The organism is Amycolatopsis sp. NPDC058986, assembly GCF_042741125.1.
Lineage (GTDB): Bacteria > Actinomycetota > Actinomycetes > Mycobacteriales > Pseudonocardiaceae > Amycolatopsis.
In genome coordinates this window covers 401,410-414,524 of record NZ_JBHYJW010000001.1, presented here as the reverse complement: position 1 = coordinate 414,524, position 13,115 = coordinate 401,410, and the positions used below count along the sequence as shown (strand labels likewise).

15 protein-coding genes are annotated in these 13,115 nt (G+C 70.8%); 7 read left to right on the top strand and 8 right to left on the bottom strand.

What is annotated here, in order from left to right:
* Positions 1-56: 56 nt before the first annotated feature.
* On the bottom strand, positions 57-824 hold the full coding sequence (fabI, locus tag ACFW0G_RS01940) for an enoyl-ACP reductase FabI (protein ID WP_378322739.1): 768 nt from the start codon (positions 822-824) through the stop codon (positions 57-59).
* Between the two features lie 43 nt (positions 825-867).
* The gene (gene fabG, locus ACFW0G_RS01935; protein ID WP_378322738.1) at positions 868-1,572 is read right to left on the bottom strand and encodes a 3-oxoacyl-ACP reductase FabG; all 705 of its coding nucleotides are present in this window, start codon (positions 1,570-1,572) and stop codon (positions 868-870) included.
* A gap of 191 nt (positions 1,573-1,763) precedes the next feature.
* Here fabG and ACFW0G_RS01930 point away from each other — a divergent pair, with 191 nt between their 5' ends.
* From ACFW0G_RS01930 to ACFW0G_RS01900, 7 genes are all read left to right on the top strand, one after another.
* A complete protein-coding gene (locus ACFW0G_RS01930) occupies positions 1,764-3,095 on the top strand; it encodes an MFS transporter (RefSeq protein WP_378322737.1) in 1,332 nt (443 codons plus the stop codon).
* A gap of 10 nt (positions 3,096-3,105) precedes the next feature.
* Positions 3,106-3,774 (top strand): response regulator transcription factor, encoded by a 669-nt coding sequence (locus ACFW0G_RS01925; protein WP_378322736.1) that lies wholly within the window; start codon positions 3,106-3,108, stop codon positions 3,772-3,774.
* Positions 3,775-3,778: 4 nt separating this feature from the next.
* Positions 3,779-5,188, top strand: a complete 1,410-nt coding sequence (locus ACFW0G_RS01920) for a sensor histidine kinase (protein ID WP_378322734.1) — start codon at positions 3,779-3,781, stop codon at positions 5,186-5,188.
* Positions 5,185-6,132, top strand: coding sequence for a TAXI family TRAP transporter solute-binding subunit (locus tag ACFW0G_RS01915; RefSeq protein WP_378322733.1), 948 nt, complete (start codon positions 5,185-5,187; stop codon positions 6,130-6,132). Before ACFW0G_RS01920 ends, ACFW0G_RS01915 begins: the two co-directional genes overlap by 4 nt.
* A 102-nt stretch (positions 6,133-6,234) precedes the next feature.
* Positions 6,235-7,494 carry an alpha/beta hydrolase family protein gene (locus ACFW0G_RS01910; protein ID WP_378322731.1) on the top strand — a complete coding sequence of 420 codons (1,260 nt, stop codon included), beginning with the start codon at positions 6,235-6,237 and terminating at the stop codon, positions 7,492-7,494.
* Between the two features lie 67 nt (positions 7,495-7,561).
* The gene (locus ACFW0G_RS01905) at positions 7,562-7,990 is read left to right on the top strand and encodes an acyl-CoA thioesterase (protein ID WP_378322730.1); all 429 of its coding nucleotides are present in this window, start codon (positions 7,562-7,564) and stop codon (positions 7,988-7,990) included.
* Positions 7,991-7,995: 5 nt separating this feature from the next.
* Complete coding sequence (locus ACFW0G_RS01900) at positions 7,996-8,457, top strand: tRNA (cytidine(34)-2'-O)-methyltransferase (protein WP_378322728.1); 462 nt, start codon at positions 7,996-7,998, stop codon at positions 8,455-8,457.
* A 6-nt stretch (positions 8,458-8,463) separates the two neighbouring features.
* Here the strand turns inward: ACFW0G_RS01900 and ACFW0G_RS01895 are convergent, their stop codons facing one another.
* The 6 genes from ACFW0G_RS01895 to ACFW0G_RS01870 all read right to left on the bottom strand — a co-directional run bounded on the left by ACFW0G_RS01895 (position 8,464) and on the right by ACFW0G_RS01870 (position 13,075).
* A complete protein-coding gene (locus tag ACFW0G_RS01895; protein ID WP_378322727.1) occupies positions 8,464-8,835 on the bottom strand; it encodes a hypothetical protein in 372 nt (123 codons plus the stop codon).
* On the bottom strand, positions 8,835-9,815 hold the full coding sequence (locus ACFW0G_RS01890; protein WP_378322726.1) for a VWA domain-containing protein: 981 nt from the start codon (positions 9,813-9,815) through the stop codon (positions 8,835-8,837). Before ACFW0G_RS01890 ends, ACFW0G_RS01895 begins: the two co-directional genes overlap by 1 nt.
* A 76-nt stretch (positions 9,816-9,891) precedes the next feature.
* Positions 9,892-10,836, bottom strand: coding sequence for a DUF58 domain-containing protein (locus ACFW0G_RS01885; protein WP_378322725.1), 945 nt, complete (start codon positions 10,834-10,836; stop codon positions 9,892-9,894).
* 6 nt (positions 10,837-10,842) lie between these two features.
* Positions 10,843-11,910 carry an AAA family ATPase gene (locus ACFW0G_RS01880; protein ID WP_378322724.1) on the bottom strand — a complete coding sequence of 356 codons (1,068 nt, stop codon included), beginning with the start codon at positions 11,908-11,910 and terminating at the stop codon, positions 10,843-10,845.
* A gap of 169 nt (positions 11,911-12,079) precedes the next feature.
* Complete coding sequence (locus ACFW0G_RS01875) at positions 12,080-12,628, bottom strand: molybdenum cofactor guanylyltransferase (protein WP_378322722.1); 549 nt, start codon at positions 12,626-12,628, stop codon at positions 12,080-12,082.
* A complete protein-coding gene (locus ACFW0G_RS01870; protein ID WP_378322721.1) occupies positions 12,629-13,075 on the bottom strand; it encodes a group II truncated hemoglobin in 447 nt (148 codons plus the stop codon).
* Positions 13,076-13,115: the final 40 nt, after the last annotated feature.

Sequence of the window (13,115 nt, the reverse complement as noted above, 5' to 3'; positions counted from 1 at the left end):
CCTTACGGGCGTCTGACGCCCGTAAGGTGGCCTTAACGGCGCTTGAGCAGCGGCAGTCAGATGCCGAGGGCGTGGACGCCGCCGTCGACCATGATCATCGAGCCGGTGGTGGCGGGCAGCCAGTCCGACAGGACCGCGCAGACGGACTTCGCCGTCGGGTCCGGGTCGGAGCTGTCCCAGCCGAGCGGCGCACGGTCGCCCCAGCCTTCCTCCAACTCGTTGAAGCCCGGGATCGACTTCGCCGCCATCGTCTTCATCGGGCCCGCGGACACCAGGTTGACCCGGATGCCCTTCGGCCCGAGCTCCTTCGCCAGGTAGCGGTTGACCGACTCCAGCGCCGCCTTCGCCACGCCCATCCAGTTGTAGACCGGCCACGCGACCCGCGCGTCGAAGTCCATGCCGACGATCGACGCGCCACGGCTCAGCAGCGGCAGCGTAGCCACCGTAAGGGCTTTGAACGAGAACGCGGAGACGTCCACCGCGACCTTGACGTCCTCGCTCGGGGCGTCCAGGAACGGCGCACCGAGGCAGGTCTGCGGGGCGAAGCCGATCGAGTGCAGGACGCCGTCGAGGCCGTCGACGTGCTCACGGACGCGGTCCGCCAGCGAGTCCAGGTGCTCCTGGTTGGTGACGTCCAGCTCCAGGACCGGCGCCTCCTCGGGCAGCCGCTTGGCGATGCGCTCGACGAGCGACAGCCTGCCGAAGCCGGTGAGCACCACCTTCGCCCCCTCCTGCTGGGCGATCCTGGCCGCGTGGAACGCGAGCGACGCGTCGGTGATGACGCCGGTGATGAGCAGGCGCTTGCCTTCGAGCAGTCCGGGCACGAATCCTCCAGGTCGTGGATCGGAAGGGAAAACCGAGGGGGGGTCAGTGGCCGAGGCCGAGGCCACCGTCGACGGGCAGCACCGCGCCGTTGACGTAGCCGGCCTCCTCCGAGGCGAGGTACCGGACCGCGGCGGCGATCTCGGCCGGATCGGCGTAGCGACCGGCCGGGATCTGGCCGAGGATCTGCTGCTTGCGCTCCTCGCCGAGTTCGTCGGTCATGTCGGTCTGCACGAACCCCGGCGTGATGACGTTCGAGGTGATGTTGCGCGAGCCCAGCTCCCGCGCCAGCGACCGCGCGAAGCCGATCAGCCCGGCCTTGCTCGCCGCGTAGTTCGCCTGGCCGGCCGAGCCGGTCAGCGCGACCACCGAGGAGATGAACACGAACCGGCCCCACTTGCCGCGCAGCATCCCGCGGGAGGCGCGCTTGGCGACGCGGTAGGCGCCGGTGAGGTTCGCGTCGACCACGCGGGCGAACTGGTCCTCGCTCATCCGCATCAGCAGCGTGTCGTCGGTCAGGCCCGCGTTCGACACCAGCACCTCGACCGGGCCCTGGTGCTCCTCGACGAGCTTGAAGGCCTCGTCGATCTGCTCGGTGTCGGTGACGTCCGCCTGCACGCCGAACAACCCGTCCGGGGCGCCCGAACCGCGGTGGGTGACAGCCACCTTGTGGCCTTGTCCCGCGAGATCCCGGGCGATCGCCAGACCGATGCCACGGTTGCCCCCGGTGACCAGAACCGACCGTCCCACTACAGCACTCCTCGCGTCGTCTCCGCACTGACGGCCACGAGGCTATCGGCTGACGTCGCAGGCCCCGCACCCGCCGCTCCCTTACCTCCGGGTAGCCACGAACGTCCTAAGCGGATGTTAGGAACAGTCCCCCGTACTTGCCCGTTCGTCACCGATTGTTCACGGTGAGCCTCAACACAGGAGGGTCAAAGATGACAACCCGGATCACCGAGTCCACGCCCGCGAGCGAACGGCGGGTCATCGGCAACGTGCTGCGCGGATCGATCGGCAACCTGATCGAGTGGTACGACTGGTACGCCTACGCCGCGTTCACCACTTACTTCGCGAAGTCGTTCTTCCCCGCCAAGGACACCACGGCGGCTTTCCTCGGAACGGCGGCGGTTTTCGCGGTCGGGTTCCTCATGCGGCCGCTCGGCGGCTGGATGCTCGGCCGGATCGCCGACCGGTTCGGGCGCCGGTTCGCGCTGGTGCTGTCGGTCTCGATGATGGCCTTCGGCTCGCTGCTCATCGCGGTCACCCCGACGTACAAGGACATCGGCATCGCCGCGCCGATCCTGCTCCTGCTCGCCCGTCTCATCCAGGGCCTTTCGGTCGGCGGCGAGTACTCCACCTCCGCGACCTATCTGTCCGAAGTGGCCACTCCCGGCAAACGCGGGTTCTACTCCAGCTTCCAGTACGTGACGCTGTACGGCGGCCAGCTCCTCGCGCTCGGCCTCCAGTTGCTGCTGCAGAGCATCCTTACCGAGGCTCAGCTGACGGCGTGGGGCTGGCGGATCGCGTTCGTCGTCGGCGCGGTGGCCGCGGTCGTGGTCATGTACCTGCGGCGTGGCATGGACGAGTCCGCGAGCTTCGAGGCCGAAAGCGCCAAGAGCGGCGGATCCGGCCGCCACGCGGGCGAACGCGGCACCCTGCGCGCACTGATCAAGTATCCCAAGGAGATCGCGCTCGTCGTCGGCCTGACGCTGGGCGGCACGGTGTCGTTCTACACCTTCGCCACCTACAGCCAGAAGTTCATGGAGAACACCGCGGGCATCCCGCGCCGGACGGTCACCGTCATCCTGTTCTCGGCGATCCTCGTCGCGGCGATCCTGCAGCCCCTCGCGGGGAAGCTGTCCGACCGCATCGGGCGCCGCAAGCTGCTGATGTTCTTCGGTATCGGCGGCACGCTCTGCACGGTCCCGATCATGACGCTGATGGGCGCGACGAAGCAGCCGGTGCTCGCCTTCCTGCTGATGCTCGCCGGGCTGGTGATCGTCACCGGGTACACCTCGATCAACGCGATCGTGAAGGCCGAGCTGTTCCCGACCAAGATCCGCGCGCTCGGCGTCGGCCTGCCCTACGCGCTGACCGTCGCGATCTTCGGCGGCACCGCGGAGCTCATCGCGCAGGCGCTGAAGACCGCGGGTCACGAATCGGTGTTCTTCTGGTACGTCACGGGCTGCGTGCTGGTCTCGCTCATCGTGTACGGGACAATGCGCGAGACCTCGCACAGTTCCGAGCTGGAACGCGACCACGAGGCCTGAGGCGAAAGGGATGACGGTGCGCGTGCTGCTGGTCGAGGACGAACCGGCGATCGCCGAAGCGCTCACCGACATCCTGCACGCCCATCGGCACACGGTCACGCACGTCGCTCGCGGTGCCGACGCCCTGCTCCGGCACCGCGACGCCGACCTGCTGCTGCTGGACCTGATGCTGCCCGACCTGCACGGGCTCGAGGTGCTGCGCAAACTGCGCCAGGTCTCCACGGTGCCGGTCATCGTGCTGACCGCGCTGGGCGACGAGCGGACCGTGGTCCGCGGCCTCCGCCTCGGCGCCGACGACTACCTGCGCAAACCCGTCGGCAAGGCCGAACTGCTCGCCAGGATGGACACCGTGCTCCGCCGCGCCGCGGCCCGCGCCGTCCCGGCCGGGGACATCGTCCGCATCGAGGACGTCGAGATCGACCTCGGGAAACGGCGCGTCCTGGTGGCGGGCCACGACATCGGGCTCACCACCAAGGAGTTCGACATCCTCGCCGTGCTGGCCGAGCGACCCGGCGCCGCGGTCAGCAGGCAGCGGCTGATGGACGAGGTGTGGGGCGACGCCCATGTCGGCGTGTCCCGGTCGCTCGACGTCCACCTGACCGGGCTGCGGTCGAAACTCGACCGGCCCGGCCTGGTCACCACCATCCGCGGCTTCGGCTACCGGCTCGGCCGGGACTGACCCGGTGCGCACCCGGCTCCTGGCCGTCCTGGTCACGCTCGCGCTGGCCGTGGTCGCCGCGTTCGCGGTGCCGCTGCTGATCTCCACCACCGAGCAGCGCACCCAGCAGCTGGTCATCAGCCGCAGCGCGGACGTCGACCGCTTCGTCGTGCTGGCTCAGCAAGCCGTCGACTCCCGAGACGCGGGCGCGCTCACCGCGGACGCGAACCGCTACGCCGAGCTGTACGGCGAGGCCGTGGTCGTGGTGAACGCGCAGCGCGTGCCGCTCGTGCAGGCGGGCGGGATGACCGCGGCCGAACCCGCGGTCCACGCGCTCGTCGAGGCGACCATGCGGAACGAGCCCGCGCCGAAGGTCGAACAGCTGACGCCGTGGTCGGACGAGCCCGCGTTGTTCGCCCGGCCGGTCGGCACCGGGACACGGGTGGCGGGCGTCGTCGTGCTCCGGGCGTCGGTGGCCGCGGCGACCGCCGACGTCGCCGACCGCTGGAGCGCGATCGGGGCGGGCGCGCTGCTGGTCGCGGTGGTGTTCGTGCTGCTCGCCGTGCTGCTGGCGCACTGGATGCTGCGGCCGCTCAACGAACTCGAGGCCGGTGTCCTCGCGGTGGCGTCCGGCCATCGCGCGCAGGTACGCGAACGCGCGGGGCCCGGGGAGCTGCGGTCGCTGGCGAAACTGTTCAACCGGATGTCCGACGCCGTTCTGGAGTCCGCCGAACAGCAACACCAGCTCGTCGCCGACGCCTCTCACCAGCTCCGGAACCCGATGGCCGCGTTACGGTTGCGCGTAGACGGCCTCGCCCCGCACATCGACGAAGAAGCCCAGAAGACTTACCGCGCAACGGTTTCGGAGGTCGAGCGGCTGGAGAAGCTGCTCGACGGCCTGCTCGCGCTGGCGCTCGCGGAGAGTACGGCGACCCGGCTGGCGGCAGGCACCGACGAGGACGAGCCGTGCGATCTGCCTTCGGTGCTCTCCGAGCGCGTCGACGCCTGGCGTCCGGCCGCGGACGACGCGGGCGCGAAAATCGTGCCCGCCGACGGGCACTCCGAACCGGTCCTCGTGCGATGTTCCGAAGGCCAGCTCGCCGAGATCCTCGACGTCCTGCTCGACAACGCCGTGCACTACGCCGGGCGCGGCGCCACCATCACCGCGCGCTGGAGCACCGATCCGGCGGCGGGCACCGCGACGCTGTCGGTCGCCGACGACGGTCCCGGACTGTCCACAGAGGACCGTGAGCGGGCGGTACGGCGGTTCTGGCGAGGCAGCGGCGAAGGCGCGCCGCGCGGTACGGGGCTGGGCCTGGCGATCGCGAGCCAGCACGTCCGCACCCGCGACGGACGGCTCGAACTGCACGCCGTGGAGCCACACGGGCTCGACGTCCGGGTCGTCCTGCCCCTGGCCGAGGAGGACACCCCATGAGCGGGTTCTCCCGGCGCGCCGCGCTGCTCGGCGGTCTCGGCCTCGCGCTCGCGGGGTGTTCGTCCTCGGGGTACCGCGGCCCGGAACGCGCCGTCACCATCGCGGCGGGTGAACCCGGCGGGTTCTACCTCGCCTTCGCCGAACTCCTCGCCGCGGAACTCGGCCGCGCCGAACCGCTGCTGCACTGCACCGCGGTACCGACCGACGCGAGCGTCACCAACGTGCAGCGTGTCCGCGACGGAGCCGCCGACCTCGGTCTGGTCAGCTCCGACATCGCACACGCCGCGGCCGCCGGGGCCCGCCCGTTCACCGCGCCGGTGCCGCTGCGCGCGATCGGCCGCGTCTACGAGAACTACCTTCAGCTCGTGGCCAGGGCGGACAACGGCGTGCGCGGGCTCGCCGACCTGGCAGGGCGTCCCGTCGTGCTGGGCGCGAGCGGCTCGGGCGCCGCGCAGTTCGGCGAACGGCTGTTCGCCGCGGCGGGGGTCCGGGTGAACGCGCAGCACCTGCAACTCGCCGACTCGATAGCGTCGCTGGCTTCGAAGCGCAGTGACGCGATCCTGTGGTCCGGCGGCATTCCGACCCCCGCGCTGGCCGAGCTCAACCGCACGACCCCGATCACGCTCGTCCCGCTCGACGGCGTGCTGTCCGCGCTGCGCGCCGCGTACGGTCCGGTGTACGACCAGGTTCTCGTCCCCGCCGAGGCCTACCGCGGTGTCGGGGAGCTGGGCACCATCGGGGTCGCGAACCTGCTCGTCTGCTCGCCCGCCCTGCCCGGCGACGTCGCCGACGCGGTGGTGCGGCTGCTCGTGGGCAGGGCCGCCGAACTGGTTCCCGCCCAGGCCGTCGGGACGCAGTTCCTCGACGTGCGCACCCTGATCGGCACCGGTGCCGTGCCGCTGCATCCCGGTGCGGCCGCCGCCTACCGCGCGCTGCATGGGTGAAACCCCCTACCGGGGTCGGACCCTTGTCCCTCAAATGTGGGACGCGGACACGCCCGGCGCTCCGCCAGAGTGTGAAGATCTTCGACGTTCTGGAGGTCCACGTTGCGTTCTCTCGCCGTGGCCGGAAGTCTCGCGCTCGCCGCCACCCTCGGCGCCGCGGTCCCGGCCACCGCCGCCCCCGCGGCGGCGCCGCTCCGGCTCACCCTGCCCGCCCTCACCGGCCCGTACCAGGCCGGAACCACCTCGCTGCATCTCGTCGACCCACGGCGCAAGGATCCGTGGGTGGCTTCGCAGCAACGAGAACTGATGGCCACAGTCACCTATCCCGTGCGCCACTCGCGGCCCGCTCCGCGCGCTCCGTGGCAGCCGCCGGGTGTCGCCGCGTCGACCGAGAAGCTGGGCGAGGTCCAGCTCGGACTCCCGCCGAAGTCGGTCGACTGGGCCGCGACCCAGCGCCACGCGCGTACCGATGTGCCCGCGGACCCCTCGCTCGGGCAACGTCCCGTCGTCCTGTTCTCGCCCGGTTACGGCGTGGCGCGCGAAACATACGCCGTCCTCACCGACGACCTCGCGAGCCGAGGCTATGTGGTCGTCTCGCTCTCCCATACCCACGAGTCCGCAGCGGTCGAGTTCCCCGGCGGGCGGGTCGAGCGCTCGATGTCCACTCCCGGTGACCCCGTGGAGATGAAGAAGGCCATCGACGCCCGTGTCGCCGACAGCCGGTTCCTGCTCGACCAGCTGACCCGCCTGGCACAGGGGGACAACCCCGATGCGGAGCAGCGCCCGCTCCCCCGTCACCTCGGCCAGGCGCTCGACCTCTCGCGGGTCGGCATGTTCGGCCATTCCTACGGCGGCTACACCAGCGGCGAGACGATGTACCACGACAGCCGTATCGACGCGGGCGTCAACCTCGACGGCGCGATGGCCTACGGCTTCGGCGCCAACGGTATCCCGTACCTGCCCGGCGAGGTGGTCAAGCACGGTCTCGACCGGCCGTTCCTGCTGTTCGGCAGCCAGCTCGTCGATCCGGCAACCGGCAAGCCGACCGACCACAACCACGTCAACCCCTTCGACCGGTCATGGGTCGACTTCTGGGCCAGCCAGCGCGGCTGGAAGCGCGATCTCACGATCGACGGCAGCAGGCATCTCGGTTACAGCGACCTCCAGGCGCTCGTCCCGCAGTTCGCGCAGCTCATCTCGGCGGACAAACGCATCGACCTGATCGGGACCGTCGATCCCGGGCGTTCGCTGACCGCCCAGCGTGACTTCGTCTCCGGTTTCTTCGACCTGCACCTGCGCGGCTTCGACAGGCACCTGTTCGACGGTCCCTCGCCGTGCTACCCCGAGGTCAAGTTCGTCTAGCGTCCTGCGGCGTACCCGCGCCCGGGCAGGCGGTCATCCGTCCGGTCCGATCACCTAGATTGGACGGATGACCGCACCTCGCAAGCCGATCGTCGAAATGCCGCTGCGTGTCCGCTACCACGAATGCGACGGCCAGGGCATCGTCTTCAACGCCCACTACATGGCCTACGTCGACATGGCCTGCTTCGAGATCGAGAAGGCGCTTTTCGGTACGCACGAAGAGTTCCTGGCCAACGGCGTGGACGTCGTGGTCGCCGAGTGCACCCTCAGGTTCCGCGCGCCGGCGCGCTTCGACGAGGAACTGGTCGTCGCCCCGTTCCTCAACCACCTCGGCACGACGTCGCTGATCTTCGACTTCGAGATCCGCCGCGGCGACACCCTGATCGCCGAGGCCACCCTCCGGTACGTGTTCGTCGATCCCGCCACCATGACCAAGACCGCGCCACCCGAGCAGGTGCGCGACGCCTACCTCCCGTACCTGCCCGCCGAGGGCTGACCCGCGTGTTCCGGATCCTCTTCTACCACCCGGAAATCCCGCCGAACACCGGGAACGCCATCCGGCTCGCCGCGAACACCGGCTGCGAACTGCATCTGGTCGAGCCGCTCGGCTTCGGCTTCGAGGACAAGCAGCTGCGCCGCGCCGGCCTCGACTACCACGACCTCGCCCGCGTGCACGTCCACGGCGATCTCGACGCGGCGTGGCACGCCCTGCTGCCCGCGAAGGTCTACGCCTTCAGCGCGTCCGCGACCCGCCTGCACACCGATGTCGCCTACGCGCCGGGAGACGTGCTCATGTTCGGCCCGGAGTCGGCCGGGCTGCCCGCCGACGTCCAGCACGCACCCGAGGTCACCGACCGCGTCCGCCTGCCCATGCTGCCGACGAGCCGGTCCCTCAACCTCGCGAACACCGCGGCCATCAGCGTCTACGAAGCCTGGCGCCAGAACGGGTTCGCGAACTCGTGAGCCTCCTCAGGCCCGGGGCGGCTCAACCGGCACGAGTGCCCCCTCCATGGCCGAGGAAAGCCTCGCGGCCAGCCGCGCCGGAGCCGGGTGAGGAGGCAGGATCGCGGAGGCGAACTGAGTCGACGCGTAGTGCGCCCCGCCGCCGCTGCTCTGCAGATACACGCTGACATGAACGTTCCGGTCGGCGGGAATCTCGAACGACACGGTGCCCCACGAAACCACGTACTGCCTGCCGTCGATGCTCGCGATCGGCGCGCTCCGGCGTGCTTCGTTGCCACCGCACGGTATGTCGATGACGAGCAGTCGCCGTGGACCGTCGTGATACTCGACGTACGGGATCACACCCGGCGCCGTTGCCAGCACGGACGGGCTCGTCATCAGGGCAGTCTCTGGCCGATGAACAACGACGCCGCCGCGCCGATCATCAGCACCAGCGTGCCGAGCACGACCCACGGTTTGCTCGCGTCGGCGTCCTTGAGCTCGTAGCCGATCTGCTCGCCGAGGTCGGCGTAGACCCGTTTCAGCTCGTCCGCGCTGGCCGCCTTGTAGAAGTCGCCGCCGGACAGCCGCGCGATCTCCTGCAGCGACTCGTCGTCGACCCGGACGTCCTGGGGTTTGCCGTCGATGTCCACCGAACCGTGGGAAGTCCCGAACGAGATCGACGAGATCGGGATCTGTGCCTGTTTCGCCGCCAGCGCCGCCGTGTACCCGCCCCGTGGCGCGTACAGGTCGTCCGGCACGGTCTGCTTGCCGTCGCTCATCAGCACGATCCGCGCGGGCGGTGGTCCCTCCGCGCCGCCGACGACCGCCGAGAAACTCTCGATCGATTGCAGCGCCGCGAAAATACCCTCACCGGTGGCGGTGGACTGCGCGAGCTTGAGGTTGTCGATCGCCTTCACCACGCCGCCGCGATCGGTGGTCGGATTGACCAGCACGGTCGCCGTCCCGGCGAAGGAGATCAGCCCGAGGTTCACCCCCGGCGTCATGTTCTGCGCGAACGACCTCGCCGCCTCCTGCGCCGCCTTGAGCCGCGTGGGCGCGACGTCGGTCGCCTCCATGGACAGCGACACGTCGATCACCAGCATCACCGTGGCCCGGTTGCGCGGGACCTTCTGCTCGGCGGTCGGCCCGGCGAGCGCGACGGTCAGCACCAGCATCGCCAGCACGATCAGGATCGCCGGGAGGTGCCGGATCCAGCCCTGCGCTTTCGGCGCGACCTTTTCCAGCAGCTCCAGGTTCGCGAACCGCATCGTCCGCTTGCGGCGGGCACGCTGCGAAAGCACGTACCCGACGACGACGGCGGCCACCGCCAGCAGCAGCAGGAACCACCACGGCGACGCGAAGCCGGTCAGGCTCATGCGAAGGACTCGCTTCGCGAGACTGCGTCAATTCCCTTTTGGCGCATGACATCCATGATTCGCTCGCAAGCTTCGCTCATGCTACTCCCCCCGACCAACGACGTTTACGAGCAACGACGAACCGGACCATGTCGGCGATCCAGTCGGAATCGGTGCGCAGCACCAGATGTGCCGCGCCCGCGCGCCGCAGCGCGCTCGCGACCTCCGCCCGGTGTGCCTGCGCGGCCGCCCCGAACTCCTTGCGCAGCAACGCCGAAGCGTGCACCTCGCGCTGCCTCCCGGTCTCCGGATCGGCGAGCACGACGGTGCCCACCTCGGGCAGATCGACGTCCCGCGGGTCGAGGACCTCGATCGCGATCAGGTCGTGCCGCCCGCCCAGCGCCCGCAGCGGACGCTGCCATTCGGTACCGCCGAGGAAATCGGAGATCACCACCGCGAGGCCCCGCCTGCGCGGCGGCCGCCGCAGCTGCTCCAGTGCCTGGGCGAGGTCACCCCGCACGCCTTCGGCGGCACGCGGCGTCTGCGCCACCCGGCGCACCAGGCCGCGCGCGTGCGCCAGCCCGCCCCTGGCGGGCACCCGCGCAGACTCCGCGCCGTTCGAGATCAGCGCGCCGATCCGGTTACCACCACCGCCGGTCAGATGCGCGACCGCGGCGACGGCACAGACGACCAGATCCCGCTTCTCGCACAACGCGGTCCCGAAGTCGAGACTCGCCGAAAGATCCGCGACGACCCAGGTCTCCAGCTCGCGGTCGGCCACCGTCTCCCGGATGTGCGGGGTCGTGGTCCGCGCGGTGACCGCCCAGTCCATCCGGCGCACGTCGTCGCCGGGCTGGTACGGCCGGGCCTCGCCCGGTTCCGAACCCGGCCCCGGCACGAGGCCGAGGTGGTTGCCCTGCAGCAGCCCGTCGAGCCTGCGGCGCACGTCCAGTTCGAGCGTGCGCAGCCCGGCCTCCAGCCGGTCCCCGCGCAGGATCGGCGGCGCCCACGAGGGGTGCTCGCCCTGCTCGTTCTTCACCACCGCGGGTTACCTGACGGGCGCGGCGCCGACGGGCGGCTGACCGGCTCCGCCCTGCGGGCGCGCCGACACCTGCGGCAGCGGGACGGTCTGCAGGACGCGGCTGATGATGTGGTCGATGGGGACACCGTCGGCCAGCGCGTCGTAGGACAGCACGAGCCGGTGCCGCAGCACGTCCGGGACGACGTCGACGACGTCCTGCGGGAGCACGTAGTCCCGGCCACGGACCAGCGCGAGCGCCCGCGCGGCGGCGATGATGCCCAGGCTCGCGCGCGGCGAGGCACCGTAGGAGACCCACCCGGCGACGTCGGCGAGGCCGTGCTCGTTCGGCGTACGGGTGGTGAGCACGAGCCGCACCACGTAGTCGACCAGCGCGTGGTGCACGAAGACCTGCGACGCGACGCCCTGCAGCCGGACCAGCTCGGCCGGGCTCAGCACCTCGTGCGGGGTGGGCGGGGTGACACCCATCCGGTAGATGATCTCGCGCTCCTCCTCGGCGGAGGGGTACTCCACGACGATCTTGAACAGGAACCGGTCGCGCTGCGCCTCCGGCAGCGGGTAGACGCCCTCGTTCTCGATCGGGTTCTGCGTCGCCAGCACCAGGAACGGGTCCGGCATCGGGAAGGTCTGCCCGCCGATGGACACGTGCCGCTCGGCCATCACCTCGAGCATCGCCGACTGCACCTTCGCCGGCGCGCGGTTGATCTCGTCGGCGAGCACGAAGTTCGCCACGACCGGGCCGAGCTCGACGTCGAACCGCTCGGCGCCCTGCCGGTAGATCCGCGTGCCGAGGATGTCGGCGGGCACGAGGTCCGGGGTGAACTGGACACGGGAGAACGACCCGCCGACCACCCGCGCGAAGGTCTCCACCGCGAGGGTCTTCGCCACGCCGGGCACGCCTTCCAGCAGCAGGTGGCCCTTGGCCAGCAGCCCGACGAGCATCCGCTCGACCAGTCTGTCCTGGCCGACGATGATGCGCTTGACCTCGAACACGGTCCGCTCCAGCAGCTGGGCGTCCCGTGCCGGTGTCGGGGCCTGCTGCCCGTTGCCACCCTCGGCGTAGCCGGCCTCGGTCACTCTGCCTCCTGTGTGTCTCCACTCCACCGCGAGACGGCGAGCTGGGCGCCGCGACGGTGATCACGCCTGCGGTGCGACGGTACTGCCTCCCCCGGCGGCGGGGCACGGCGGCACACGGCGGCCCGCGACGTCAGTCAACAACATCGCCGGTGTGACAGTTGTGAAGACGTCAGGAATGCCGCTCGAGGTCCCCCGGTGTGTCGATGTCGTCGGCTTCCCCCCGCCGGGCGAGGACCTCGGCGATCTCCAGACCGCCCAGTGTGCGCCGCAGCGACGCGTTCTCGGCCTGCTCCGGCAGTGCTTCGCGCAGCGCACCGGCCTGCCACGCGCCCAGCAGCCACTGCCGTTCCCCGGTTTCGTCGAGCAGCACCGCGCCGTCCCGCGTGCCCAGCCCGGCGAGCAACCGGTCCACAGTGGACTTCCGGACGCCGGGCAGATCCGCCGCCAGCACGACCACCCGCTCGACGTCCGCCGGGATCTCGGCGAGTCCGGCCGCCAGCGCCGCGACCGGCCCGCTGCCCGGCTCCGCCTCCCGCGTCCACACGACGTCACCGAAGCCCGGCCGCTCCGGCCCGGCCACCACGATCCGTTCGGCGCCCGAGAGCGCCTCGATCGCCTTGGCCAGCAACGAAGTCCCGCCCACCACCAGCGCCGGTTTGTCCACTCCGGACAGCCGTCGCGCGCGGCCGCCCGCCAGCACGATTCCCGCGTACCGCATTCAGTCCCGCAGCCCGTCCCAGGTCCAGCGCGGCATCGACAGCCCGGCGGGGACCCCGTCGTCCGGATAGGACAGAACCTCGGCGACCGCCCACTCCATGTACGCGCGCAGCGCCGCCCGGAACGCCGGATCGTCCGGCAGCCCCGCGTCGTCGGCCGCGTGCACGAAGCACTCGACGAACCGGCGGCCGAGATCGCTCATGTCGCCGTTGCCGGAGTGCATCGCCAGCATCGCGGTGTGGTCCCCGCACGACTCGGAGTACCGCGGCGGCCCGCCCATGACCTCGGCCCAGTACGCCGCCAGCCGTTCGACATGCCGCGGGTGCTGGTCCGGATGGGAGAACGGGTGATTCAGCTCGGGGTCGGCGAGGCACCGCGCGTGGTGTGCGGTGGCGAGCGCCAGGAACGCGGGCTCGCCACCGGCGAATTCGAACAGGGAAGGACGCACCCGCCGAGCCTCGCACACCGGCTCCGCCCGCGGTACCAGG

What these genes read in the sequence shown, in the direction of transcription:
- ACFW0G_RS01905 (WP_378322730.1), top strand. Translation starts at nt 7,562, where the DNA reads ATGACCGCACCTCGCAAGCCGATCGTCGAAATGCCGCTGCGTGTCCGC.
- ACFW0G_RS01890 (WP_378322726.1), bottom strand. Translation starts at nt 9,815, where the DNA reads ATGAGCCTGACCGGCTTCGCGTCGCCGTGGTGGTTCCTGCTGCTGCTG.
- ACFW0G_RS01930 (WP_378322737.1), top strand. Translation starts at nt 1,764, where the DNA reads ATGACAACCCGGATCACCGAGTCCACGCCCGCGAGCGAACGGCGGGTC.
- ACFW0G_RS01925 (WP_378322736.1), top strand. Translation starts at nt 3,106, where the DNA reads ATGACGGTGCGCGTGCTGCTGGTCGAGGACGAACCGGCGATCGCCGAA.
- ACFW0G_RS01875 (WP_378322722.1), bottom strand. Translation starts at nt 12,628, where the DNA reads ATGCGGTACGCGGGAATCGTGCTGGCGGGCGGCCGCGCGCGACGGCTG.
- ACFW0G_RS01915 (WP_378322733.1), top strand. Translation starts at nt 5,185, where the DNA reads ATGAGCGGGTTCTCCCGGCGCGCCGCGCTGCTCGGCGGTCTCGGCCTC.
- ACFW0G_RS01895 (WP_378322727.1), bottom strand. Translation starts at nt 8,835, where the DNA reads ATGACGAGCCCGTCCGTGCTGGCAACGGCGCCGGGTGTGATCCCGTAC.